Raw genomic sequence first — 24,701 nt, 5'->3', positions numbered from 1 at the left:
GGGCTTTACGGGCCACAGCCACGACATCGTCACGGAACTCTTTCGGATAGGGCTTGGGCAAGAGATACATCCTTCCAGCGAGGACGAATCCTCACAGATCAGATGTCAACCAAACCCGGGGCAGACCCTTTCTCTTGGTTCGAGCCTATTTACCTCAGGTGTTCTGCTTTTATCCTCGGTAGTATCCGCAGGCGTCGGAACAGGTCTTTACGCTGAAAGTTCGGCAGTGGTTCAAGAAGATCTTGCGCAGAGCATCACCTGGGGATATGCAAAAAAGATGTAATGCCAGGGACTGAATGCGGAAGTCTTTCAGTCCCTGTTGATTATTCCGCCCAAGGCAAGGGTGCGAACCGGTTCAATTTACAGGTCTATCGACTGAAAGCCGCAGACCAGTCGGCCAAGCGGGGCACTATCATGAACTTCCCTTCGGGGCCGGGCGCTTCTGGGGATGAAGGCTTTGCTACGATCCGGCAATTCACTCAGGAGTACGATCTGATCGGTGCGGACCTGAGGGGGACTGGACTTAGCGGGCCGTTGGAGTGCTCAACGGAAGACATTCTCAAAATCCCGTACATTCCGCCGACGGATTCTGTGGCGATGAATAAACTTGTCGAGAATCAACGATCATTCTGGTCTACCTGCAGAACTCAGCCGGAAAATCTGAAAGGCAATCTGGACGCTTTCAGTAATGCCAAAGATGCTGAGTCAATCCGTAAAGCCCTTGGGCTTGGGAAAATCAGCCTGTACGGATTCTCTTACGGAACCTTGACCGCCCAACGCTATCTAGGATTGTTCGGGGGAAACGTCAGCAGTTCGATCCTTGAAGGCGTGATGAACCCGAACCAGAGTCGTCGTGAATTTGTAATGACTGCTGCTGCAGGGGTCGAGACTATCTACGGTCAGTTCGATCAGTGGTGCCAGCAGAGTTCCGAATGCGTTCTCCAGGGGCAGGACATCACTGAAGTGTTTGCAATGGCACGGGAGAACGCGAAGAAAGGAATGATTTTCGGAACACTTTTCGGTGTGCCCTGGTCCGAGCCCATGGTTACGCGGTTCTTTGAAGTCAGCGCCGGAACGGATCAGTTCATTCTCGCCGCTACCGGTCTTCATGACCTTGCCTCGGGTAGAAACCCTATACCAGACGACGGCCCCAATGAGCCAGATGCATCCAGCATTGCGTACGCTGACCCCATTGTCTGCTCGGACTTCCCCATGGCAGTTAGCAGTATTGAAGAAAGCCGAGCAGATCTCGCTGCTTCCAGGAAAGCGGCTCCGGTTACCCGATACTCGACGAACTCCAGTAATTATTCTTCGATCTGCATCGGCGGACCCGGCCCGGTACCGGGCTCTTCTGCGCCTGTGGCATCACGCAGCATGCACCCGACTTTGCTTCTCAGCAATAGTTTTGATCCGGCGACGCCTAAGGTCTGGGCGGAAAGCGTCAAGACTCAATTGGGTTCAAAAGCGGTTTCGGTGGTGTCCGATCAGGTGGGGCATGGTGGAGCTCAGCAGCATCCGACTACCAAGCAGAAAGTCATCGACTATTTGAAGGAAACAAGCGACTAAGCCGCATCAGCTACTTAAGTGAGTTGCGGGCCATGCGTTGAACGAATGGCCCGCAACTATCGGTGGAGCCTCCTACCAGAATCGAACTGGTGACCTTTTCATTACGAGTGAAACGCTCTACCGACTGAGCTAAGGAGGCCTGTGCCGCTAGCGGGCCACGATGAGTGGTGCATACGGCACAGCTACCAACTGTAGATGAGCCCACCCCTGCGGTCAAAACATTCCGCCATCGTTTACCGAGACGATGTGTCGCATTAATGTCACGGCTCCCCGGCAGCACCACGCTGGTACAACATTAGATTGACCAAGGAGCGATGATCATGACTCTCGAAGATCTCAAGGGCGGTCGGATCAGCGCGGTCCGGGAACTGAAGCTCGCGGTTCTGGATATGACGGGTACCACCGTGATCGATGACGGCCTCGTGGAGCAGGCTTTCGCCGAAGCGATCGCCCGCGCCGGGGTGCCGCCGGAGACGGAGCGGTTCACCGGGATGCTCGGTTATGCCAGGGATACCATGGGCATTTCCAAAATGACGGTCTTCTCCCATCTGTTCGACGGCGATTTGCCGCGGGCCCGGGAGGCGAACGCGATCTTCGAAACGGTCTACGACGAACTGGTAGCCACCGGCGGAGTGCATCCCGTGCCAGGGGCCGAGGAAGCTATCAACTGGTGCCGGGACGCCGGTATGAAGGTCTGCCTAACCACCGGCTTCGCTCGGCACACGCAGAACATCGTGCTGGAATCCCTCGGCTGGATGGGCCTGGCGGATCTCAGCCTCTGCCCTGCGGACGCGGGCCGCGGCCGGCCCTACCCGGATATGATCCTCACCGCGGCGCTGGCCCTGGACATGGACGATATCCGGCAGACCGTGGTGGTCGGGGACACGACAGCGGATATTCAGGCGGGGCTGCGCTCGGGTGCTTCTATGGTCGCGGGTGTGCTCAACGGAGCCCACTCCGCCCAGGCGCTCTACTCGGTGGGGGCCACGGACATCCTGGACACCGTAGCCCAGCTACCGGACCTGGTTGCGCCCTTCGTGCGGATCTGAGGAGTGCGGATCTGATCAGCCCGGATCTGAGAAGTCACTCAGGCCCCGGGCTTCAGCTGCAGCGCAGATTGTCCTCCGGCACGGTGCCGTCGATGAAGTAGTTGTCGACGGCCCGCTGAATGCATTGATTCCCTTTGCCGTACGCGGTGTGCCCTTCACCTTCCCTGGTCACCAGGACGCCGGAGGACAGCTGATCCCGCAGCGCCACCGACCATTCGTAGGGGGTAGCCGGATCCCCGGTGGTCCCGATGACGACGATCGGCGCGGCTCCCTCAGCGGCAATCGGCTCGCGCTCGGTGCTGGCCTGATACGGCCAGGCGCCGCAGGCCAGGCCGGAGTAGCCCAGGTATTTACCGAAGGTCGGGGAGGCTTCCTGCAGGCGCTGGGATTCGGCCCGCAAAGTAGCCTGATCGTTGGACATCGGGTAGTCGAGGCAGTTGATCGCGGTGAAAGCGAACACCGAGTTCGAGTTGTACTCCCCGGTCTGCGGATCCCGGTCCGCAGCGAAATCGGCCAAGGTCATCATCCCGTTGGGGTCACCGCCGATGGCCTGGCTCAGTGCCCGCTGGAGCACGGGCCACAGGTCCGTGGAGTACATGGCCAGGCTCAGCGCCGAACTGAAGCCGCTGCCTGTGAGCAGCCTGCCGTCGCTGGTTGCTTTGGGGCTGGAGCGGTAGCTTTCGTTCAGATCGCGGATCTGCTGCATCGCCTCGTCCACGGATCCGCGTACGGGGCAGTTGCTACCGCTCAGGCAGTTCTCGGTCCAGGTGCGCAGGGCAGCTTCGAAGCCCTTAGCCTGGCCCAGCGCCAGATCCTCGACACTCAACGACGGGTCTATCGCGGCGTCCAGCACGAATTTGCCGACCCGTTCGGGGAAGAGGCCGGCGTACCGGGCGCCGAGGAAGGTGCCGTAGGAGAAGCCCAGATAGTCGAGGGTCTCCGAACCCAGAACGGCCCGGATCACATCCATATCCCGAGCCGCCGAGTTGGTATCCGTGAACTCCAGCACGGGGCCGGTGTTCTGCTGGCAGGCATCAGCGAACTTCTGGACTTCCTCCTGGGCTGCTGCGTACCCCGCGTCGGTGTCCAGGTCGAATTCCTTCTGGCGGTCCCGGTCCCGCTCTTCATCGCTGATGCAGGTCACCGGGCTGGATCGCTTCACCCCGCGGGGGTCGAAGCCGACGATGTCGTAGGCATTGCGCAGGTCCTGGGAGAACTGCTGGGTCGCGTTCTGGGAGACCAGGTCATACCCGGAACCGCCGGGGCCGCCGGGGTTGACGACGACCGGCCCTTGGCTATTTCCTCCGGCAGGCAGCTTGATGAGGGCCAGATCGATGGTCTCGCCTTCCGGGGCGGAGTAGTCCACCGGAACATTCACGGTGGTGCAGAGCATATCCCTCTCGCAGGAATCCCATTGCACGGACTGCTCATAGAAGCGCTGAAGCTCCGGCGGGGCCTGCTGTGCGGCAGGATTCGGGGAGCTCGTCTGCGACGATTCCGGGCTGCTGGCCATGCAGCCGCTCAGGGCGAGCCCCGCGGCAGTCGTGAGGGCCAAGGCCTTGAGGCTGCGGCGCAGCGCGGGTCGAGATCTCATCGAACGCTCCTGGGATAGACGCTAAGTATCGATGGTACCGGTGATCCCTGGGCGCGGGTTCCGGAAACTTCAGGAGCTGCGTTCAGACCAGGCTCACCGCCATGGCTTCTATCGCCAGGAGCGGGGCGGCGTTGCTGCCTAGCAGCCGGCGGCGCATCTCGGTGATCGTCTCCAGCCGCTCCAGGTTTCTTTCCGGGGTGCTCTGCCGGGCGAATTCTTCGAGTTCCGGGCGCAGCGCCGTGTTGACCAGCTGCTGCTCGGTGACCTGCCCGGCGGAGAACTGCAGCAGCAGGGCGTCGCGGTAGAAGGAGAGCAGATCGGTCAGGGCGCGGTCCAGGCCATCGGTCACCGACCGCTTGGCTCTCCGCTTCTGATCTTCTTCGAGCCGCTTGAGCTGACTGCGGATCGCGGGAGGCAGTGTTCCCTGTTCCGGTGCACCGAGGGTGCGCAGCAGCTCTTCTTTCTCCGCAGCGTCCCGCTCGGCGTTACTCGCGGCCGCTTCCGCTGATGCAAGTTCCACGAGCGCCCCTGCGGCCCGGACCGCCTCCGGCACCCGGTTCAGCCGCAAAGGAAGTCGCACAATGGAATCCCTGCGCTCCCGGGCTGCTTCGTCCCGGGCCAAGCGCCGGGCCACACCGATATGGCTCTGCGCCGCCCTGGCCGAGCTGAGCGCAAGCACGGGGTCAATCCCGTCGCGCTGAACCAACAGGTCTGCAACAGCCTCTGCCGGAGGCACGCGCAAGCCCACGGCGCAGCAGCGGGAGCGGATAGTCACCAGCACATCCGCCGGGCTGGGCGCGCAGAGGATCCAGAGGGTCCGCGGCGGAGGCTCTTCGATGGCTTTGAGCAGCACATTGGTGGTGCGCTCGGTCATCCGGTCGGCATCTCCGACGATGATCACGCGCCACCGCGCACTGACCGGCCGGTCTTGGGCTTTCGTGACGAGTTCCCGGGCTTCGTCAATGCTGATCGTGGTCTTGTCGGTCTCCACGAAAGTAACGTCAGGGTGGTTCCCGGCCAGGATGGTCAGGCAGCTGCGGCATCTCCCGCAACCTCGTGCTTCCGGATCCGGTTCCTCGCAGTTGAGCGCGGCGGCGAAGGCCCGGGCTGCGTTGGAACGCCCGGAACCCGGCGGGCCCGTGATCAGCCAGGCGTGCCCCGGTACCGTTGCCAGGGCCGCCTGCTGCAATTGCGCCACTACTGGTTCCTGCCCGCGGATATCCGCCCAGATCCCAGCGGCGGTCATGGCGTTTTCCCGCGGTCCGCGGCTCCGCTGGGAACCCCGTCCAGAGCACGCTGGAGCACAGGATGCTGCAGGATTTCGGCGTGAAGTTCAGCCGCGGGGCGCAGCGCATCGAGCACCAGATACTCCGCGGGGCGCTGTTCCGCCAGCGCGAGGAAAGCGGAGCGGATCTGGGAGTGGAAGCTTTCCGGCTCGGCCTCCATGCGATCCGGTACCTGCCCCGCGCGGCGAGCTCTGGCCTGTTCCGGGTTCACGTCCAGCAGTACGGTCAGCGTAGGGCGCAGCTTCTGGGTCGCCCACGTGTTGAGCTGCTCGATCTCCGTGCTGCCCAGTCCTCGGCCAGCCCCCTGGTAGGCCGCTGAGGAATCGATATAACGATCGCTGATGACCATGGCTCCGCGGCTGAGCGCGGGCTGGATCAGTTGCGCGACGTGGGCGGCACGGGCCGCAGCAAAGATCAGCGCTTCCGTCCGGGCGTCGATCTCGCCCTGACCGTGGCTGAGTACAAGCTCCCGCAACTGCTCGCCGACCGGGGTTCCGCCGGGCTCCCGGGTGAGTACCACCTCATGGCCGCTGCGTTGCAGAACCTCGGCAAGGAGCTTCGCCTGGGTTGACTTGCCCGCGCCATCGCCGCCTTCGAATGCGATGAAGAGCCCGGAGCCTGGTAAGAGTCGTTGCGCTGTAGCCAGTTGCTTTTGAGTCAATTTCTACCCGTTCTTAACAGCTTGTGTAAGTGCCCACAGTTTATTACTCACAAGATCTAAAGTTTAGTGGGGGCGCAGTGCAGTCTGGATCGTTGTAAAAGTACTGCTAGGAACCGTAGGTTCTGATGTTAACGGTCTTGTAGCGTAGGCCTAGAGTCGTTCGCTCTGACCCTGACTCTTGTAAGGGCCTCAAGGTGCAGTCCTGGCATAGGCCGGGGGGCTGACAAGGCAGCAGGTGAATAAAAAGTTACTCATTTGTTATATCCAAGTCGAGGGCTTCGGGCGTACGATAATTTCTATTATTGCACTAGAACCCAGAGTCAATATTCACGAAGCATCAGGCAAATATTTCAACACCTTAGTAAATTTTCGTATTTTAGTCGCATGAAGTGAAAATGCATCATCGATGGTCACATAAAGTATTTCACTTGTTGATGCTTATTTAATTTTGTTCCTCAGTCGAGAATCGGAGTGATTTTTAATGAAATGGAAAGTTATCTCATCTCTGGCTCTTTCCGTAGGTTTAATTTTATCTTCAGCTGGAGCAGCTTTAGCTCAATCTCCTGATGCGAATAAGAGTAAAACACCACAAGTTGCCGCAGCGGGATGTGGCTATCTGGGAAACCGCATGTCTGGAGGACCCCTAGACTATGGTCCGCGCGGTGTCTATAATCACTGTGGTTCAGGCACTGTTATGGTGCAGGTAGATTATGTTTTTGGAAATGAGCGTTTCTGCATTACTCCCGGAATAAAAATTTTCCCGATGGCTTACGCAAATCCAATCACAAATATATTCTACTTGGGGGGATGTATTCCTAATTAATTTTAATTCAGGGGAGATTTCGAGAACCAGTTTACAGGGAGCTTTATTACGACAAGGGAGTTGTTTTGGGAAAGCTAAATAAGCTATTTATTTTAAGTTTGATGCCCGTTTTTGTGCTTGTTTTAGGCGGTTTTTCGATCCCGACTCTAAATGCTGCACCTAGTTTTTTAGAGAATTCTTCAGTAAAAAACTCATCTGAAATAAACTTTAACGGTGGTTGTGGGTATCAAGGATATGGCCGAGACCCCTTTGATCCAACTGTAATTGTAGCTAGATATAATCACTGTGGCGCTGGAGTCGTGGCTGTTCAAATTGATTATAGAATCGGAAACAAAAGAGAGTGCGTCGGCCCAGGGATTACAAACTTTCAGATGTCTTTAGCTAACCCTATAAATAATGTTTTTTATGTCGGAGGCTGTCATTCGTAAGAGAATTTACTCATCCGAGTAAATTCAGAAAATATCTTATGCAACACTTCAAGCAGTTAGCTTAGTATATCTTTGTACATAGTCATTTGATTGGCTTCATATTTTAATCACTGGTTTCTGGTAAGATTAAGGACATGATCTCGAACATTCTATCCTTTTGGATTCTTTTCCTCTTCGGTTCTACAGCTATAATTATACAGGCATGGGCGGCTTTTGACTGTCTAAAGTCTAGTCCTGATGATTTTGTTCGGGCGAATAAGCGTACTAAAGGATTCTGGTCCGCGCTCACTGCTGGTGCGGTTATTGTAGGAGCGCTTTTCCTTCTTAATGTAGGACTGGGGTTGACCTTATTATTGAACGTTGCAGGTTCCGTTGTGGCCGGTGTTTACCTGGCTGATGTCCGCCCGGCGATCCAGCAAGTCCGGGGCAATGGCGGCAGCCAGCCTATGGGCCCTTACGGCCCCTGGTGATCAACCGCAGCCCAGGCGATCGTCAGCTCGCCCAGCCGCCATCGCGCCGGTCTATCCAGCACGGGCCAGCCATCAGCTTTCAGTGCCTCGCATGCGGCGATCCAGCGCTGCTGCGAACCGAAAACAGCCAAACCGGGCCGGCTGACCCAGTGCCGGTCCAGATCCTGCAGCAATCGGTGCACCGGATCCCCGGGAACATTGCGGTGGATCAGCGCTTTGGGAAGCCTTTCGGCGATCTCGGACGGCCTGTTGAAACTACCCAGACGCAGCGAGAGGCTGAGTGTCTCCGGGCCCTCGGAGGATAGCGCGATCCAGCTCGCGTGCCGGCCTATCTCATCGCAGGTGCCATCGACGAACAGCCCGCCGGGAGCGAGTCTGGAGGTCACCAGAGCCCAGATTCCGGGCACATCCACGGCTTCGTACTGCTGCAGCACATTGAAGGCCCGGACGATCGTGGGTTCGTGTTCCGTTGGGATCTCGAAACCGCCCTGCCGGAAACTCAGGCCAGGGTGCTCATCCCCTGAAGCCAGGATCTGCCGGGCCTGGGCCACTCGCACCGGGTCGATCTCGATGCCGACCAGTTCGATTCCCGGCTGGGCCGCGCTCAGCCGCTGATAGAGCTCAACCGCGGTGGTCGGGTTCGCGCCGAAGCCGAGATCGACGATAAGCGGTCGGCTCCCTTCGGCTGCCGCCTGGCGCAGCCGCCAGGTCTGAGTCCCGGTGAGCCAGCGATCCACCCGACGCAATCGGTTAGGTGCGGTGGTGCCCCTGGTGATGTTCCCGAGCGGCTTGCCCGGGGCGGAGCCCGCCATCCGCTTCGCCCGTTCCACCACGCCCCCAATCTATCGTCCTATCGTCATCTGCCGCCGCTCCGGCTTTTCTCAGCCCGGCCATAGCGGGGCTGCCCCTAGACTGGAGACATGACTTACACCCTGATCTTGTTACGCCATGGCCAGAGCGAATGGAATGAGAAGAATCTGTTCACCGGATGGGTGGATGTCGGCCTAACCGAAAAGGGCCGGGCCGAGGCCGCACGCGGCGGGCAGCTGCTCGCGAAGAACGGCATTCTCCCCGATATCGTCCACACCTCACGGCAGAAGCGGGCTATCGATACCGCTAATCTCGCCCTGGCCGAGGCGGATCGCGGTTGGATCGACGTCAAGCGGTCCTGGCGGCTCGATGAGCGTCATTACGGTGCCCTGCAGGGCAAGGACAAAGCGCAGACGCTCGAAGAGTTCGGTGAGGATCAGTTCATGATCTGGCGGCGTTCCTTCGATGTTCCGCCGCCCCCGCTCGCCGACGATTCGGAGTTTTCCCAGGTCGGAGACCCCCGGTACGCGGACCTCGGCGATGCTGTGCCGCGCACGGAATGCCTCAAAGATGTTCAGGAGCGGATGCTGCCCTATTGGGATTCCGAGATCACCGAGGATCTGCGGAGCGGCAAGACCGTTCTGCTGGCTGCGCACGGCAATTCGCTGCGCGCCCTGGTGAAGAAACTCGACGGGATCTCCGATGAGGACATCGCCAAGCTCAATATTCCCACCGGGATTCCGCTGGTCTACGAGCTCGATGACTCGTTCTCCCCGATCACCCCGGGCGGGCGCTACCTGGACCCGCAGGCTGCTGAAGAGGCGATTCAGGCGGTGGCGAACCAGGGCAAGCACTAGCCCTGCAGGCTTCTTTCGCGGTGTGAGCCGCCTACGCGAAGAGCGGGCCGGTCAGGAAGAAATTCCTGACCGGCCCGCTCTTGTGCTGTGTTGATTTTCAGTTGCCGTAGGCCTCGGGCTGCCATTGGCCCGTGACCAGGTACGAGACCTTGCGCGCCACGGAGACCCCGTGATCGCCGAAGCGTTCGAAGTAACGGCTCGCCAGGGTGACATCGGCGGTGGTGCTCGCGCTCTCCTGCCACTCCGGAGTGGCGATAGCCGCGAAAACTCCGCGGTGCAGCTCATCGATCCGGGTGTTGGCCGACTGGATCTGGTTGACCAGGGCTAGATCCCGGCTCTCCAGCAGCGCCGTGACACCCCGGGAGAGTTTGATGTCCAGCTCCGCCATCTCCTGGAAGGTCGGGGTCAGCGATGCCGGTATCACCGTGGCCGGGAAACGCAGCCGCGCCAACTGGGCGATGTGCCGGGCCAGATCGCCCATCCGCTCAAGTGAGGCGCTCATGCGCAGCGAGCCGACGATAACGCGCAGATCGGAGGCCACTGGCCCCTGGAGAGCGAGGATGTCGATGGCGCGCTCATCCAGATCGTTCTGCAGGAAGTCGATCCGGGCATCTGCGGCGATCACTTCTTGGGCCAGTTCCACATCGGCACCGATAAAAGCCTGATTGGCTTTCTCCATCGCCTCGGTGACCAGAGAAGAGATTTCGATGAGCTCCTCGCCTACCTGGTGGAGTTCAGCCTGGAAAACTTTGCGCACGAAGTGTCCTTTCACCTCTTGGATGCCTAGGGGCCTACCGGCTTCGACCGGTTTGATGCGGCAGCCTGGCCAGCACAGTATCAAAAATCATCCCGGTATGGCCTGCTGCGCGCACAAGTCTTGAGTAGTTTTTCATCCGGTAGTGAACGATCAGGCACCGGAAGATGAACGTTGGCTGAACCGATCCGGTAAAGCAGCTGTACGGCGAAGAGCATCGCTACCGAGCGCTTAGACTGATCGCGTGGACCCCCTGCTGCTCGCAGTCCTCTCCGGACTCCTCGGTGTATGCGTCGGTGCTTTCGGCATCTTCGCCTTCCGGTTGAGCGACCGGCAGCGCAAGGTCGTCGAAGTCGAGGACGAACCGAGTCTGCCCCATGGTGCCGCCGAAGTGCTTTCTGTGATCGGCAGGGCTTTCGTCGTGGTGGATACCGTGGACGGCGTGGTCCGGGCGAGCCCGGGAGCCTATGCCTACGGGCTGGTCCGCGGCCACACCGTGGTGCACCAGGAACTCCTCGATCTGACCGCGAAGGTCCGTCGTGACGGAGTGATCGAAGAGCGGCAGCTGGAGCTTTCCCGAGGGCCGCTCGGTCAGGGAACGATCATCGTGCAGGTCCGGCTGGCGGCGCTGGGGGAGGACTACGTGCTGCTGCTGGCCGATGACCGGACCGAGTTCACCCGTACCGAGGCGATCCGCAACGATTTCGTGGCCAATGTCTCGCATGAGCTCAAAACCCCGGTGGGCGCGATCTCCTTGCTGGCCGAAGCGCTCGAGGCCTCTCCCGATGATGAGGAAGCGGTACGGCGCTTCGCGCAGCGCATGCACAAGGAATCAGCGCGTCTGGCGGATCTGGTGCAGGACATCATCGAGCTTTCCCGGCTGCAGGGCACCGATGTGGTCCAGCAGGGCAAGCCGGTGGACTTGGACGCGGTGATCGCCGAAGCCGTGGATCGGAACAAGCTCCAGGCCGAGGCGAAGGGCATAGAGCTCGCGGTGGGCGGAACCGTCCAGGCGCGGGTCTTCGGGGATCCGGATCTGCTCGTCACGGCGCTGCGCAACCTCATCGACAATGCGGTGCGCTATTCACCGGAGCGGACCACCGTGGGGATCGGCGCCCGCCAGGCGCAGGGGCTGGTCAGCATCTCGGTCTCGGATCAGGGCGATGGCATGGGCCCGGAGGAGCAGGAGCGGATCTTCGAGCGCTTCTACCGGGTGGACAGTGCACGATCCCGGCAGACCGGCGGCACGGGCCTGGGGCTCAGCATCGTCAAGCATGTGATGGCCAATCATGGCGGTGAGGTGACCGTATGGTCGCAGCCGGGACGCGGGTCAACGTTCACGATCCGCTTGCCGTTGCTGGAGAGCGAGTCGGAGGACGCGCAGACGCCGCTCGGCCAGCAGGCAGAGCAGCAGGTGGGCCAGAGCGAGAAGGTCGGGGAACGGAAATGATCCGGTGGTCCGTCAGGACGCTGACGATGGGAGTGAAAGCGTGAGCAGGATCTTGATCGTCGAGGATGAAGAATCATTCTCCGACCCTTTGTCCTACCTGCTGGGCAAGGAAGGGTTCGAGGTCGAAGTGGTGGATAACGGCATCGACGCCGTTACTGAATTCGACCGTGCCGGTGCCGATCTGGTGCTGCTCGACCTGCAGCTGCCCGGGCAGTCAGGAACCGAAGTCTGCCGCCAGATCCGGGCGCGCTCCTCCGTGCCGGTCATCATGCTCACGGCCAAGGATTCCGAGATCGATAAGGTCGTGGGCCTGGAACTCGGCGCTGATGACTACGTCACCAAACCGTACTCTTCGCGGGAGCTGGTGGCCCGGGTGCGGGCGGTGCTCCGCCGCCAGGGAGAGCCCGAGGAGCTGGTGACCACGACGGTGCAGGCCGGCCCGGTGCGGATGGATATCGAGCGGCATGTGGTCAGCGTCAACGGGGAGGCGGTCTCCCTGCCGCTCAAGGAGTTCGAGCTGCTGGAGATGCTGCTGCGCAACTCCGGTAGGGTGCTCACTCGGGGTCAGCTCATCGACCGGGTTTGGGGCTCGGACTATGTGGGCGATACCAAGACCTTGGATGTGCATGTGAAACGGCTGCGCTCCAAGATCGAGCCGGATCCTTCAGCGCCCCGGCACCTGGTGACGGTGCGCGGGCTGGGTTATAAATTCGAGCCCTAAAAACGAAAAGAGCCCGGAACTAGAACTAGTTCCGGGCTCTCATTAAGCTCAGGTGGTCAGCTCACGGGGCTGCCGGTGCGGATTCGGTGGCAGTCGGGTCCGGGGAAGAGTCTGTCTCCGTCGGCACGTACGGCCGGTACTCTTCGAGTGTGCCGTCCAGAACAGGGACTTTCTTGGTGGTCTCTTCACCCAGTGACGTCGTGACCGTTATCGGTTCCAGCCCGCCGGGAGGCTGGGTGACGGTGCCGAGGATCATCTCAGGGCCCCTCTGGTTGAACAGGACGAAGTCCTGGGCCGGTACGCTCACCTGCGTGCTCGCGCCCGTGGATCCGGAGAAGGTCACCAGAGCTTCCTGGCCCGAAGTGTTGTACACAGCGCCGAGGATCCGGCCTTCTTCGCCGGCATCGCGGGAAATCACGAGGATGTTGCGGAACTCGACGTCGCCCATGTTGAAGCGGATCCCGTCCGAGGGCGAATACACATGGGTGGTCTGCTGCGGGGCGATGTAGGTGCAGCCGGTGAGTCCCAGCATGCTCAAGCCCACGATGGCTACCGCGCCTAGCCGGCGACTTCCCTTCAGCGACCGCTTGCCGCCGCTGTTCCTGGCCGGCTTGCCTGGACCGTTCGCAGTAGATCTCACGTAGCCTCTCCTCGGCTCAAATAATGCTGTGCAAAACCTTTTGTTGTTCTTTAGAGTATCTGCAAATCTCCGCCGACTCGACTCCATCGTGCAAAGCAGTGTATGCACAGTCCGAAAACTGTCCGAAAACAGACAGAAAAACAGCTTCTCGCCAGGCTGTGACCTGCGGCGATGGGGTAGTGATAGCCGCCGATCCCTGTTCCGCCGTGGCCATTCCGTGATAAACTGGTTTGCGGGAAAGGGAGAATACAACATGGTATTTGAGGTCGGCGACACTGTAGTTTACCCGCACCACGGTGCTGCAAAGATCGAAGAGATCAAGATGCGCACGATCAAGGGTGAAGAGAAGATGTATCTCAAACTCAAGGTGGCCCAAGGAGACTTGACCATCGAGGTGCCGGCAGACAATGTCGACCTGGTAGGTGTGCGCGATGTCGTGGGCAAAGAAGGCCTCGAGCACGTTTTCGATGTGCTCCGCGCCGAGTTCACCGAAGAGCCCACCAACTGGTCGCGTCGTTACAAGGCTAATCTTGAGAAACTCGCCTCCGGCGATGTAATCAAAGTCGCCGAAGTGGTCCGGGACCTCTGGCGCCGCGACCATGATCGCGGTCTTTCCGCCGGTGAGAAGCGGATGCTCGCGAAAGCGCGGCAGATCCTGATCTCAGAACTGGCTCTTGCTGAGAAGACCGATGAAGAGAAAGCTGCTACGGTTCTCGACGAGGTTCTCGCGTCCTGAAATCAGGTGCTCAGCGCTCAGCGACCGCGGTGGTGCTCGTCGCTGCCGGTCGCGGTGAACGCTTAGGCCACGGTATCCCTAAAGCATCAGTGCTCATCGCTGGTGAACCGATACTCGCTCATGCCCTGAGGGCTGTTATGGCTGCGGATATCGCGGAGCAGATCTGCGTGGTTCTTCCACCGGGCGAAGAATCCCTGGCGGAGCTGTGCCGATCGATTCAGACCCAGCAGACAGCTCAGCAGCACGAGAAGGCATCTTCTGTTCTGCCGGTCATCTTCACGGAGGGCGGTGCAAGCCGTACCGAATCGGTGGGCAATGCGCTTGCCGCCTTGGGCAGCGGGATCAGCACGGTATTGATTCACGATGCCGCCCGCCCGCTCACTCCAGCAGGGGTCTTCCAGCGAGTCCATGCTGCACTGCGCGCTGGAGCCCACGCGGTGATCCCCGCGCTTCCCGTCCCCGATACGATCAAAATAGCCCAGCCAACGGATCCTGGGGATGCCGCTTCGGCGGAGCTCGGGCGACTGGAACAGGTGACGGGCACTGTTGCTCGCGATCAGCTCAGACGGGTGCAGACACCTCAGGGGTTCGATCTGCACACGTTGCGCCAAGCGCATACCGCAGGGCAAGCGCTCCCCGCTGCCCAGGCGGCGGCGATCACCGATGATGCAATGCTCGTCGAGAGCCTCGGTTTTCCGGTCTACCTGGTGCCTGGCTCCGAACTCAGCCTGAAGATCACCACCCCGGATGACCTCACTCTTGCAGAAGCCCTGCTCGTCGGACTGTCGACGCCCCAGGGCGGTGCCGCACAGCATGCAGAAGCTCATGATAAGCAGGAAGTAGCGAAATGATGATGCTGCCGCGTACCGGTATCGGTGTGGATGTGCATGCTTATGCCGCGCCGGAGGATGCCAGCGAGCTGTGGCTCGGCGGCCTGCACTGGCCCGGTGAAACCGGCCTGAGCGGCCATTCCGATGGCGATCCGGTAGCGCACGCCGCCGCTGACGCCTTGTTCTCAGCAGCGGGCCTGGGAGACCTCGGCCAGCACTTCGGCACGGACCGCCCGGAATACGCCGGTGCCGCCGGGACGACGCTGCTGGCTGAAGCGGCGAGGATCATCCGGGAAGCAGGTTTCGAGATCGGCAACATCGCCGTGCAGCTTGTGGCGCAGCGGCCGAAGTTCGCGCCGCGCCGCGCCGAAGCAGAGGCAGTCCTGAGCCGGGCCGCCGGGGCACCGGTTACGGTTTCGGCAACGACGACGGACGGGCTCGGCTTCACCGGTCGCGGTGGAGGTGCAGGGGCGATCGCCACCGCCCTGGTCTACCCAGTGACAGTTGACGATCGCCCCTGACTCAGCCGAGCTGATTCACCGCGGTTCAGAACGTCCAGCGCTGCCCTGCCGTGCCATTGCAGTCCCAGAGCTGAAGCTGCTGACCGTCTCGTAACGGAACGCCTCCAGCAGCATCAAGATAGCGCCCCGATTGCGGATTGCGCAGGGCGCCGCTCTGCCGGTCATAACTCTGGGTCTGAGCCGCTGTCCCATTGCAGGAATACAGTTGCACCGGGGTGGCATTCGCCGTACCGCTGGCCCGGACATCCAGGCACTTGCCCAGCGCCTGCATCTGCCCGGCAGCAGTGCGGGTCCACTGCTGAGCGGCCTGATTATTGCAGTTGGCGATCTGGACTTGTGTGCCATCGGCGTTACTGCCCCAGGGCACATCCAGGCACTGCGCACCGGAACCGATGCGCGCCGGCCCCTTGCCCTGCCGCAGCGAAGTGCCGTTATCCGTGCCGCCCAGCGGCGGCGCTGCTCCTTTGAACGGGTCCAGGACCAGATACGCGGCTTGCGGAGCAGAGTCATGAACCAGGGATTCCTGGGCTGCGACATCATCGAAAGCGAAAGCGTACGCCTTGCCGTCCACCATATTCTGGTGGATCAGCTTCGCATAGCGGTTGGTCACGGGATCGTTGTAGAAGCCGGCCGGGTCCGTGCTCGGATGAGTCTGCGAAGTCAACAAGGTACTGCGGTTCAGACCCGCGCAGAGGGTGCGTGAAATCGCACCGCGATCATCATTGGGCGCGGGCAGGTCGCCATCACAGGCGAAAACGCTGGAGCTGGAGGGCTTGTTGTATGAGACGATCTCTCTGTTCTGCCCGTCCCGGAAGACCATCCGCCCGTTCTGTACGGTACCGAAGAACTTGCGGTTCGGCTGATCGCCGTAAGGTACCACGGTCAGCGTGCTGCTGCTGTACTTCTGCCAGACCCGGTTGATGTAGTCCGAGAGCGCATTGCTATCGAGCCGGCCAGTAGAAATCGCGTGCGCCGGGGCCACAGCGCGCAGCACCGAACCATCGGGAGCGGTCTGGATGGTGTTCCCCCAACCCGCACTGCGCAGGCCGTCCAGCACGGCACGGTAGCCATCGGGAACCAGCCGCCCGGTGCTCACGAGCTGCCCGTTCCCGCCACGAACGCCTACTTGATACGGCGCGGAGAACATATCCACCTGGGTGCTATTGAGCCAGATTCCGGCATCGTTATAGGTGTATTCGCTCCAGTTGAACATCACATTGCGATTCGGGTCGCTGTCGTTCTGGACCGCAGACTGAACGAGCTTGCCGTCCAGCACCACCTGGAAATTCAGCTTCTGACCGTAGGAGAAGTAGATCCGGCCGGAGAATTTCGGCACCCGGATCGTCATCGACCCGCCTGGTTGAGGTCCGGCGATCGAGGTATCCGGAGCCGGTTGCGGAGTGGTCCCCGCATTCGGCCACGCCCGGAAGGTGCCATTGGCATCGGCCCAGCCCATCTTGCCCGAGGCGAGATCGGTGCCGAGGTTGTAGATATAGACCGGGCCGCTGCGGTCCGATGAGTTCGTGATCGTCAGCGGGATCGTCGCCGGGGTTGCCGCGCTCGCCGCGGGTGCGGCAAGGACGCTCAGCCCTGCGCTCAAGGCGATGGCCGGACTCAGCAACAGGCCGATAATACGAGCCCAAGGCCGGCGGCCCTGGGCGGGGGGATTTATTCGGGGCATCTTTGCTCCTCGATTCTTAGGGGGTGAGAGCACCTGCCGGTGATTGCATCGTTGGCTACGGTGCCGGTACCGTCACGCTAGCCAGGGAAGTGCTCGCTGTGGAAGATCGGGAAAACCCTTAAGGGGTTGCGGATCGCGGACTACGCTCTTTTTAGGGGGTGCCCATGTAGCCTAGATTCCGTGACTCTGCGCTTTTATGACTCCGCCACAGCCGAGGTGCGGGACTTCGTGCCGCTCCGTGAGGGGCAGGTTTCTTTGTACTACTGCGGTGCCACGGTGCAGAGCGATCCGCATATCGGGCACCTGCGTTCGGCGATCGTCTTCGATCAGCTTTCCCGCTGGCTGCGCTTCAAGGGTTATCAGACCACGGTGGTACGCAATGTCACTGATATCGACGACAAGATCTTGGCGAAGGCCGCTGATGCAGGGCAGCAGTGGTGGGCGCGCGCCTACGAATACGAGGTCAAGTTCAACGAGGCCTACGACAAGCTTGGCGTCGGCCGCCCGGACTACGAGCCGCGGGCCACGGGGCATATCCCGGAGATGCACGCGCTCATCGCGGAGCTGATCGAAAAAGGCCACGCCTACCCGGCCCAGGATGCCTCCGGGGATGTCTACTTCGACGTCCGCTCCTGGCCGGGCTACGGCTCGCTGACCCGGCAGGGCATCGACCAGATGCAAGCCGCTACCGACGCTGACCCCCGCGGCAAACGGGATCCGCGCGACTTCGCGCTCTGGAAAGGTCATAAGCAGGGAGATCCGGAGAGCGCCGCCTGGGATTCTCCGTGGGGGCGTGGCCGGCCGGGCTGGCACCTGGAATGCTCCGCGATGGCGGGGAAGTACCTCGGGGATGCCTTCGATATCCATGGTGGTGGCCTGGACCTGCGTTTTCCGCACCATGAGAACGAGATGGCGCAGTCCCAGGCCGCGGGCAGGGATTTCGCGAACTTCTGGATGCACAATGGCCTGGTGAGCTACCAGGGCGAGAAGATGTCCAAATCCATCGGCAATGTGGTGGGCCCCAAGGAGCTCTTCGCGCAGGCTTCCCCGCGTGCGGTGCGCTACTACCTGGGCCAGGCGCATTACCGCTCCGTGCTGGACTTCAGCCCGGAGGCGCTGCAAGAGGCTGTGAGTGCTCTGGTGAGGATCGACGGGTTCATCAGCAAGGTCGCTAGGGTCTCTAAGCGATCGAGTACCACTGAGCATGGACTTGCAGATCTTCCTGAGGCCTTCGTAGCGGCCATGGACGACGATCTCAATATTCCACGCGCGCTCGCTTCTCTGCACGAGACGGTACGCGCGGGCAATTCAGCGCTGGCGGCGAACGAACTAGAAGATGCGGAACGTACCTTCATTGTCGTCCTGGGGATGTTGGATGCCCTGGGGCTGAGCGAATCTCCTGGGGGAGCCGACCAGGGCGGGGATCTTTCCCGCGTGCTGGACGTTCTTGTTCAAGCCAGGCTTGACGAGCGTGCTACTGCTCGCATGGAGAAGGATTGGGCACGCTCGGATGCCATCCGGAATGAGTTAACCGCGGCAGGAATCGAGATCGAGGACACCCCCGAAGGTGCCCGATGGAATATGAAGGAAGGCTGAGCATGGCAGGACACCCACGGGCCTCACGAGGTAAAAAGGGCCCGACGAAGGGTACCGGCGGGCACGGCCGGAAGGCGCTCGAAGGTAAGGGCCCTACCCCTAGAGCCGAGGACCGTCCGTACCATAAGGCTTACCGCTCCAAGGAGCTGGCTTCCCGCTCCGCCCAGAAGCAAGGCACGAATCGCCGCAGCTCAGGTCGGCGTGCCAGCGAGGAGATGGTGACCGGCCGTAACTCCGTGGTCGAGGCGCTGCGAGCCCATATTCCGGCGAAGGTGCTGCATGTCGCCGTGCGCATCGAAATGGACGATCGGGTCAAAGAAGCACTGAAACTCGGGGCAGAGCGCGGCATTCCCTTATTGGAGACCCAGAAGCCTGAGCTCGATCGTCTCACCGACGGTGCGGTCCACCAGGGCTTGGTCCTGCAGATTCCGCCCTATGACTACGCTGATGCGCTCGATCTGGCGGAGCAGACCATCCAGGCGCACGCCAAGGGGCATATCAGCAACGCTCCGCTCCTGGTGGCCCTGGACGGGATCACCGATCCGCGCAATCTCGGCGCGATCATCCGCAGCGCTTCAGCTTTTGCCGCTCAGGGTGTGATCGTGCCGGAACGGCGGAGCGTCGGCATGACCGCCTCGGCCTGGAAGACCAGTGCCGGTGCGGCAGTGCGCGTCCCCGTGGCCAGGGCCGGCAACCTCAACCGCACTCTCGAAGAGCTCAAAGAGCTGGGCTATTTCGTGCTCGGCCTGGACGCCGACGGGGATCTTCCGCTCCCCGGGCTGAGCATGGCTACGGAGCCGCTGTGCCTCGTGGTCGGATCAGAGGGCAAGGGCTTATCTCGGCTGGTCCGGCAGAACTGCGACGCTATCGTCTCCATCCCCATCAACTCGGATATGGAGTCGCTCAACGCTTCCATGGCTGTCGGCATCACTCTCTACGAGATCTCGCGCCAGCGGTCTGAGACAAGACGCGCAAAGTAATAAAAATAGAAGGACTTCTTACGCAGGTCACGACGGCTTTTGGGTACGGATATATCAAACGCAATCTCTAACTTATTTTGTTCATCAAGGCGTTATCAATAGCCTCATTCATCTGGCAGTATGGTGCTGTGGGAAGGCGCCCAGGATGACGAACCAGATAGAGACGTCGATAGCTCAAAAGAAACGACTGGCGATCATCATCGCCGGGGCGCTTGCGGTGCTTGTGCTTTTCGGGTCCGTTTTGTTGATGACGGGGCTAGGGCTCGGTGATGGCGAGTCCAGTAGTACGGATACGACGAGTGCCAGTAGCTTGCAAGCAAGCGGCGCTGCCTCATCCTCCGCTCAGCCCAGTGACGTGCGGAATCCTTCTAGGCTTCCCGAAGTTAAGGCATCAGAGCTCCCTGAAGAGGCTTGGAAGACATTGACTCTGATTGCTCAAGATGGCCCGTTTCCTTACGACCGGGACGGAATTAATTTCGGAAACTTCGAAGGTCTTTTACCTAAGCGGCAGAGTGGTTATTACCGGGAGTACACCGTGATTACTCCTGGCGCATCGAATCGTGGCGCCAGGCGAATTGTTGCTGGTCAGAGCGGAGAGAAGTACTATACATCTGATCATTACTCCAGTTTCTTTTTCATTCAGGAGGGCCGGTGATCTTCCAGGACATGTACTACGTGGCTTCCGGTGGCACACAGAAAGAAGTCTTAGAAGCTTTTTCTGCCACATTAAATTTTCCCGAATATTTTGGCGGGAACTTGGATGCGTTCGCCGAGTGCTTGGCTGATTTCGCGAGTTCTCGCAGCGTTCCTACGACGGTTATCTGGCAAGTGAGCGGTAGCTTTCAGCAGACTCCTTCTTACCCTGTAATAGTCGAGATTTTGAACCAGGCGGCGCTCGCTTCGCCGCAGGAATCCTCCGGAGCGCTTCTGAAGTTCATTTTGCAAGATCAACGAACTGCACCCCTGGGTTAGCTTCACAATTATCTGATCTTTCGGGAACTTATACATTTGCGGACTCCGCGGTTGAAGGCAGCATGCTCCAGATCGGGCCACGGACGTACCAGCGGAGAGACTAGTTGGTGCAGGGGGTGACCGCTAGGGGGCCGTCTTCCAACACACCCTACGTTATGCGAAAGTTATACAAATATTACGTAAACGCTACCTTCGAGACCTATGGCCATTTCCATACAGATTGTATCTGCTTGCAGAAGCAGAATAAAAAATTTAATTTGAAATTGAAAGATTTCTGTTTGGGGCAATTTTTGATATGAAGATTGAAGGGTGACCTTGGGGGCGAACTGGAAGGCCGCGACGTTAAAGGACGTGGCCGCGTTGGCTGGTACGACCGCTATGACTGCTTCGCGCGCTTTTTCCAAACCCGAACTTCTGTCGGAAGAAACTCTGTCCAAGGTGCTTGCCGCTGCAAAGCAGCTGGGTTACCGGCACAACGCTCTCGCTAGAGCATTGAAGCAAGGCGTACAGTCCAAGCTCATCGGGGTGGTTGTTCCCCAGGTTGCCAATCAGATTTTTGCCAAACTCGCATATGGCATTGACACGGCCTTGCAAGAGCACGGTTATCGAATGATGTTAGCTCAGTCCGGAGACAATGTGGAATGGGAAAAAATTGCCGTAAACAAACTTTTCTCTTGGCGTATTGATGGGTTGATTATTGTTCCTTCCGGAGATGGTGCTTTTCTGAAAGATTTGGAATCCCGGGGGGAAATTCCAGTTGTTTCGGCTGCGAGGCCTGCAAGTTTCGGCAATTTTGACGAAGTTACACTTGATGATGTGGCTGGTGCAGAGCTTGCCGTGAATGATTTAATTCAGCAAGGCCATCGGAGAATAGCGAGACTCGGCAAGGATGATTCTTTGACCACGGCAAACCGGCGTATGGCGGGTTATCGTCGAGCGCTAACAGAAGCTGGTATCGAGTTTGATGCGAATTTGATCCGGGCTGACAATATGAGTATTGAAGATGCTCGTGTTTCAACGGAGGCTCTTCTCTCCCTAGAAGATCCGCCGACTGCCATATTCGCAGAAAGCAATCTTCTAACGATTGGCGCATTGCGAGCGGCAAGTGAGCAAAAATCAGCATTAGCTGTCAATGGTTTTGACGATCTTGATCTGAGTGATTTACTGGCACCCTCCTGCGGACTCGTGTCTTATGATGCCGTAAAGATGGGTCAGATAAGTTGTGACCTTATGCTCAGCCGGATTGCTCAGCCGGAATTGCTTCCGAGACGCGTTGTTATGCCTTCTACCTTGAACCGCACTGGTAAAGAAAATAGGAACAACTTTTATTCTGTTGCTCTTCAGTAATATAGGAAGCCCTCTGGCTTGACCAAGACGGATCGCTGATGCAGGGTTTAACTAAGTCTTCTGGTGCTGCGGGTTTTAGCGAAGGGCTCACGTACCTCTTTATTCGCCACGGAACCTTCCCGCTCTTGGTGCGCGAGGCCTTCCTAGGATGGCTGGGGATGCACCCCGCCTCTCTAGGCATGAGCTAGAACACAACCTCAAAATTTCCTGTGCATCTAACCCCATGTTATCTTTAACTTCAGAATGTTATCGATAACAAGTTTACGTTAACAACTTTGATGATCGGATCTCAGCGGTAAGAAGCGTTTTGCGCTCTGGACCGGTTAGAGCCATACGTTTTCGCACACGATTGGAACTGGGGGATATATTAAATGCTCATTGACCGTTTCGCATGGTTGGGTAAGGCGGTGATCGCCACACTCACAGCCGTAGTTTTCACTGCGGCTTCACTCATCATTCCGGTGACTTTTGGCGTTGCCCCTGCTCAGGCTGCGTCAGATGATGGCGCGTTGACTTTATACGTCAATCGCACTACGACTGGGAATCCTAGTTACGACCCGCAAGCGGATCTGCCGCAACCGGGAATTGATGTACAGGTTACTGATGCTTCAGGTGGTGCTGTATCGGGGAGAACTGATGCGCAAGGAAGGTTCGTGCTCGATCCTTCGGCTCAGCTTTCCGGCGGCCAATATCGAGTTGAAGTCTCTGTTCCGGCGAGCCTTAACTATCTGGTTCCTGCGCCGGCAAAACCTGGCGGTGACTACAGCTCCTTCGTGAATTTCGTCGACCTGCGTGGTGGTAAAGCCGCTGAGATCAGGACGGCTGTGTGGAATCCGAACGATTATTCTCAGGCACAGAACTTGGTTATTCCGTTCCAGCGGAACCCGTTCCCTGGCGCCACTGAAAAACGTTCTCTAGTGATGTTCGACAAAGATGCCCGTGGTAACCAGGTCAATAATCTTAAGGCGCTTGCCCCCCAGGAGATCACTGGGTCTCTGTACGGCACCGCGTATGATGCAACAGCCAAACGTGTATTCTCCGGGGCTATCGCCAAGCGCCATACCCCCTATGGTGTAGGTGGCCCCGGCGCTATTTACGTCTCTCCGCTTGACGGGCCGGCCGATGGCTCTGGGACTCGAGTTTTTGCGACAGTGCCGGATGCGGGTACCACCGAGCACACCGGAACTGATTCTGGTGCTTACCCTTACGCACGGGATGCTTCGTTCTTTGAAGCCCCTGGCAAAGAAAGCCTTGGTGATGTGGAACTCAGCGAGGACGGTAAAACGCTCTACACCGTCAACATGAATACCAAGTCACTGGTGGCGTTCGACGCTACCAGGGAGACTGCTTCGGCCCCTTCCCTGACTACTGCCATCCCGAATCCGGGTTGCGTCGGGGGCGAATGGCGCCCTATGGGCTTGGGCGTTCGTGACGGCAAGCTTTATGTTGGCGGAGTATGTGATGCATCAGGAAGTAAGAATCGTTCAGACCTGAAAGCTGCGGTTTACACTTTCGACGGGCAGTCCTTTCAGCAAGTCCTGACTAAATCACTCGATTACCAGAAGGGTGCATCGATGTTGGGCGCGAATCCTAATATTGCTGAGTGGTGGAACCCCTGGATCGATGATTCAACCCTGAGGTCCCAGAACTACGCCAGTTCTGCTGGTGGATTGACAAGGCCGATGCCTGAACTGGCTGATATCGAGTTCAACCAAGAGGGCTCGATGATCCTCGGTTTCCGTGATCGACTAGGTGATCAGCTCGGATTCAGGGCATTTCCCCCTACTCCGACCGGTGGCGGGCCAACCATTAGCACCGTTGTCGGTGGCGGCGTCAATATGGCATGCAAGAACTCAGACGGCAGCTTCTCCTGGGAGGGAACCAACGGCTGCCCCGATAACGTAGTGCCGTCGTATAACGGCCAACTCCGTTCTGGTGTGGTGAAGTTCTTTGTTGGCCAGTCTGTCTATGGTAATCTTCATCAGGAACCTTCTCAGGGAAGCGTGCTTTCGCTGCTCGGGGACAACAACGTTGTTACCAACAGCATTGACCCGACTAATGAGGCTTGGACCGCGGGTGTTCAGTATCTTTCTCTCCGAGATGGGACGGGTGAATACCGTCAGGGCAGTCGTGGTGGTGACCGTGCAGCCAAGCTTGCTAATACGACTCGTGACAGTTTCGGCAAGGGCAACGGTCTCGGTGATCTGAGCGCAATCACATCGCCTGCACCGGTTCAGATCGGTAATCGGGTCTGGTTCGACTCGAACGCTGATGGCATTCAGACTCCGGGAGAGCCTTCAGTTCCGGGTCTTGTCGTGAACTTGATCAAAGACGGTGCCGTTATCGGCAGCCGGACTACTGATGCTAACGGCGAGTACTACTTCTCTTCGACGGATTCCGATTTAGGCGGCAAGCTCCTTCCGGGCGGCGGGGACTACACTGTTGAATTCGTTAAACCCAGCGAAGGGCAGCTAGATCTTGTAGGAAAGCCGGGCCTGCAATGGAGCGATATACAATTTACTCAAGCCGAAGTTGGCACAAATCGAGCTATTGATTCCAATGCCAACCCTGCGAATGGGCGCGCTCCTGTAACTGTTGGAGGCTCTGGTTTTGTTGACCATACGATTGATGCTGGTCTAGTAGAAATCGAGACTCCGGGGTATGAGCATACGAAGACTTCTGATCCTGCGCCGGGTACTTCGGTGCGTGGTGGAGACAAGATCACGTACACGGTGACGGGTAAGAATACTGGTCGTACGGTGCTTGATCCGGTGAAGATCACTGATGATATGTCGAAGGTTCTGGATAAGGCTGCGTATAACAATGACGTGGTTGCCAGGGTGTTCAATGCTGATGGTTCCCAGGTTTCTGGTGTTCCGGCGGCTTCGTTGGATGGTTCGACGTTGTCGTGGTCTGGTGCGTTGGAGAT

At 59.1% G+C, this 24,701-nt stretch carries 25 protein-coding genes and 1 tRNA gene; 18 read left to right on the top strand and 8 right to left on the bottom strand.

What is annotated here, in order from left to right; genetic code table 11:
• Window positions 1-283: hypothetical protein (locus tag C501_RS14505; RefSeq protein ID WP_211206321.1), on the top strand; the 283-nt coding region annotated here is incomplete at its 5' end.
• Window positions 283-1,566 carry an alpha/beta fold hydrolase gene (locus C501_RS0101750; RefSeq protein WP_018133912.1) on the top strand — a complete coding sequence of 428 codons (1,284 nt, stop codon included), beginning with the start codon at window positions 283-285 and terminating at the stop codon, window positions 1,564-1,566. The genes C501_RS14505 and C501_RS0101750, both read left to right, overlap by 1 nt.
• A 63-nt stretch (window positions 1,567-1,629) precedes the next feature.
• Here the strand turns inward: C501_RS0101750 and C501_RS0101745 are convergent.
• Window positions 1,630-1,705: transfer RNA gene (locus C501_RS0101745), tRNA-Thr, on the bottom strand.
• Window positions 1,706-1,880: 175 nt separating this feature from the next.
• Between C501_RS0101745 and C501_RS0101740 the strand changes: the two genes are divergently transcribed.
• On the top strand, window positions 1,881-2,615 hold the full coding sequence (locus C501_RS0101740) for an HAD-IA family hydrolase (protein WP_018133911.1): 735 nt from the start codon (window positions 1,881-1,883) through the stop codon (window positions 2,613-2,615).
• 52 nt (window positions 2,616-2,667) lie between these two features.
• On the opposite strand, the gene C501_RS0101735 is transcribed toward C501_RS0101740, so the two are convergent.
• From C501_RS0101735 to tmk, 3 genes are all read right to left on the bottom strand, one after another.
• Window positions 2,668-4,209 (bottom strand): alpha/beta hydrolase, encoded by a 1,542-nt coding sequence (locus tag C501_RS0101735; protein ID WP_018133910.1) that lies wholly within the window; start codon window positions 4,207-4,209, stop codon window positions 2,668-2,670.
• An 82-nt stretch (window positions 4,210-4,291) separates the two neighbouring features.
• Entirely contained in the window at window positions 4,292-5,455 is a 1,164-nt protein-coding gene (locus C501_RS0101730; RefSeq protein ID WP_018133909.1) for a DNA polymerase III subunit delta', read from the bottom strand.
• Complete coding sequence (tmk, locus tag C501_RS0101725) at window positions 5,452-6,156, bottom strand: dTMP kinase (protein WP_018133908.1); 705 nt, start codon at window positions 6,154-6,156, stop codon at window positions 5,452-5,454. Before tmk ends, C501_RS0101730 begins: the two co-directional genes overlap by 4 nt.
• 481 nt (window positions 6,157-6,637) lie before the next feature.
• On the opposite strand from tmk, the gene C501_RS14165 reads away from it, so the two are divergent.
• From C501_RS14165 to C501_RS13825, 3 genes are all read left to right on the top strand, one after another.
• On the top strand, window positions 6,638-6,979 hold the full coding sequence (locus C501_RS14165) for a DUF6355 family natural product biosynthesis protein (RefSeq protein ID WP_156807574.1): 342 nt from the start codon (window positions 6,638-6,640) through the stop codon (window positions 6,977-6,979).
• Window positions 6,980-7,044: 65 nt separating this feature from the next.
• The gene (locus C501_RS14160) at window positions 7,045-7,407 is read left to right on the top strand and encodes a DUF6355 family natural product biosynthesis protein (RefSeq protein WP_156807573.1); all 363 of its coding nucleotides are present in this window, start codon (window positions 7,045-7,047) and stop codon (window positions 7,405-7,407) included.
• Window positions 7,408-7,541: 134 nt separating this feature from the next.
• The gene (locus C501_RS13825) at window positions 7,542-7,877 is read left to right on the top strand and encodes a DUF2516 family protein (protein ID WP_083906502.1); all 336 of its coding nucleotides are present in this window, start codon (window positions 7,542-7,544) and stop codon (window positions 7,875-7,877) included.
• Here C501_RS13825 and C501_RS0101720 read toward each other — a convergent pair.
• A complete protein-coding gene (locus C501_RS0101720; protein WP_018133907.1) occupies window positions 7,862-8,710 on the bottom strand; it encodes a class I SAM-dependent methyltransferase in 849 nt (282 codons plus the stop codon). The genes C501_RS13825 and C501_RS0101720 overlap by 16 nt on opposite strands.
• A gap of 87 nt (window positions 8,711-8,797) precedes the next feature.
• Here C501_RS0101720 and C501_RS0101715 point away from each other — a divergent pair, with 87 nt between their 5' ends.
• Entirely contained in the window at window positions 8,798-9,544 is a 747-nt protein-coding gene (locus C501_RS0101715) for a phosphoglyceromutase (RefSeq protein ID WP_018133906.1), read from the top strand.
• Between the two features lie 97 nt (window positions 9,545-9,641).
• Here the strand turns inward: C501_RS0101715 and phoU are convergent, their stop codons facing one another.
• On the bottom strand, window positions 9,642-10,301 hold the full coding sequence (gene phoU, locus C501_RS0101710; protein ID WP_018133905.1) for a phosphate signaling complex protein PhoU: 660 nt from the start codon (window positions 10,299-10,301) through the stop codon (window positions 9,642-9,644).
• 241 nt (window positions 10,302-10,542) lie between these two features.
• Here phoU and C501_RS0101705 point away from each other — a divergent pair, with 241 nt between their 5' ends.
• Window positions 10,543-11,748 carry a sensor histidine kinase gene (locus C501_RS0101705; protein ID WP_018133904.1) on the top strand — a complete coding sequence of 402 codons (1,206 nt, stop codon included), beginning with the start codon at window positions 10,543-10,545 and terminating at the stop codon, window positions 11,746-11,748.
• Window positions 11,749-11,788: 40 nt separating this feature from the next.
• Complete coding sequence (locus tag C501_RS0101700; RefSeq protein WP_018133903.1) at window positions 11,789-12,469, top strand: response regulator transcription factor; 681 nt, start codon at window positions 11,789-11,791, stop codon at window positions 12,467-12,469.
• Between the two features lie 61 nt (window positions 12,470-12,530).
• On the opposite strand, the gene C501_RS0101695 is transcribed toward C501_RS0101700, so the two are convergent.
• The gene (locus C501_RS0101695) at window positions 12,531-13,109 is read right to left on the bottom strand and encodes a hypothetical protein (RefSeq protein WP_156807572.1); all 579 of its coding nucleotides are present in this window, start codon (window positions 13,107-13,109) and stop codon (window positions 12,531-12,533) included.
• A gap of 253 nt (window positions 13,110-13,362) precedes the next feature.
• Here C501_RS0101695 and C501_RS0101690 point away from each other — a divergent pair, with 253 nt between their 5' ends.
• The 3 genes from C501_RS0101690 to ispF are packed head-to-tail and all read left to right on the top strand — an operon-like array spanning window position 13,363 to window position 15,196.
• Window positions 13,363-13,845 carry a CarD family transcriptional regulator gene (locus C501_RS0101690; protein ID WP_018133901.1) on the top strand — a complete coding sequence of 161 codons (483 nt, stop codon included), beginning with the start codon at window positions 13,363-13,365 and terminating at the stop codon, window positions 13,843-13,845.
• A 29-nt stretch (window positions 13,846-13,874) separates the two neighbouring features.
• Window positions 13,875-14,696, top strand: coding sequence for a 2-C-methyl-D-erythritol 4-phosphate cytidylyltransferase (ispD, locus tag C501_RS0101685; RefSeq protein ID WP_018133900.1), 822 nt, complete (start codon window positions 13,875-13,877; stop codon window positions 14,694-14,696).
• Window positions 14,696-15,196, top strand: a complete 501-nt coding sequence (gene ispF / locus C501_RS0101680; RefSeq protein ID WP_026174497.1) for a 2-C-methyl-D-erythritol 2,4-cyclodiphosphate synthase — start codon at window positions 14,696-14,698, stop codon at window positions 15,194-15,196. The genes ispD and ispF overlap by 1 nt, the downstream gene beginning before the upstream one ends.
• 25 nt (window positions 15,197-15,221) lie before the next feature.
• On the opposite strand, the gene C501_RS0101675 is transcribed toward ispF, so the two are convergent.
• Complete coding sequence (locus tag C501_RS0101675) at window positions 15,222-16,877, bottom strand: beta-1,3-glucanase family protein (RefSeq protein WP_026174496.1); 1,656 nt, start codon at window positions 16,875-16,877, stop codon at window positions 15,222-15,224.
• 180 nt (window positions 16,878-17,057) lie between these two features.
• Here C501_RS0101675 and cysS point away from each other — a divergent pair, with 180 nt between their 5' ends.
• From cysS to C501_RS12120, 6 genes are all read left to right on the top strand, one after another.
• The gene (cysS, locus tag C501_RS0101670) at window positions 17,058-18,473 is read left to right on the top strand and encodes a cysteine--tRNA ligase (protein WP_018133897.1); all 1,416 of its coding nucleotides are present in this window, start codon (window positions 17,058-17,060) and stop codon (window positions 18,471-18,473) included.
• A gap of 2 nt (window positions 18,474-18,475) precedes the next feature.
• Complete coding sequence (rlmB, locus tag C501_RS0101665) at window positions 18,476-19,453, top strand: 23S rRNA (guanosine(2251)-2'-O)-methyltransferase RlmB (RefSeq protein ID WP_026174495.1); 978 nt, start codon at window positions 18,476-18,478, stop codon at window positions 19,451-19,453.
• Between the two features lie 145 nt (window positions 19,454-19,598).
• Window positions 19,599-20,108 carry a guanyl-specific ribonuclease gene (locus C501_RS0101660; RefSeq protein ID WP_018133895.1) on the top strand — a complete coding sequence of 170 codons (510 nt, stop codon included), beginning with the start codon at window positions 19,599-19,601 and terminating at the stop codon, window positions 20,106-20,108.
• Window positions 20,105-20,425, top strand: a complete 321-nt coding sequence (locus tag C501_RS13485; RefSeq protein ID WP_018133894.1) for a barstar family protein — start codon at window positions 20,105-20,107, stop codon at window positions 20,423-20,425. The genes C501_RS0101660 and C501_RS13485 overlap by 4 nt, the downstream gene beginning before the upstream one ends.
• Before the next feature lie 309 nt (window positions 20,426-20,734).
• Window positions 20,735-21,772 (top strand): LacI family DNA-binding transcriptional regulator, encoded by a 1,038-nt coding sequence (locus C501_RS0101650; RefSeq protein WP_018133893.1) that lies wholly within the window; start codon window positions 20,735-20,737, stop codon window positions 21,770-21,772.
• Between the two features lie 371 nt (window positions 21,773-22,143).
• Window positions 22,144-24,701, top strand: a 2,558-nt coding sequence (locus C501_RS12120) for an SdrD B-like domain-containing protein (RefSeq protein WP_156807571.1), incomplete at its 3' end; no start/stop codon positions are given.

Origin of the sequence: Acaricomes phytoseiuli DSM 14247 (genome assembly GCF_000376245.1) — a bacterium.
Lineage (GTDB): Bacteria > Actinomycetota > Actinomycetes > Actinomycetales > Micrococcaceae > Renibacterium > Renibacterium phytoseiuli.
The sequence above is the reverse complement of the archived record's forward strand: the minus strand, read 5'-3'. Positions and strand labels throughout refer to the sequence as shown.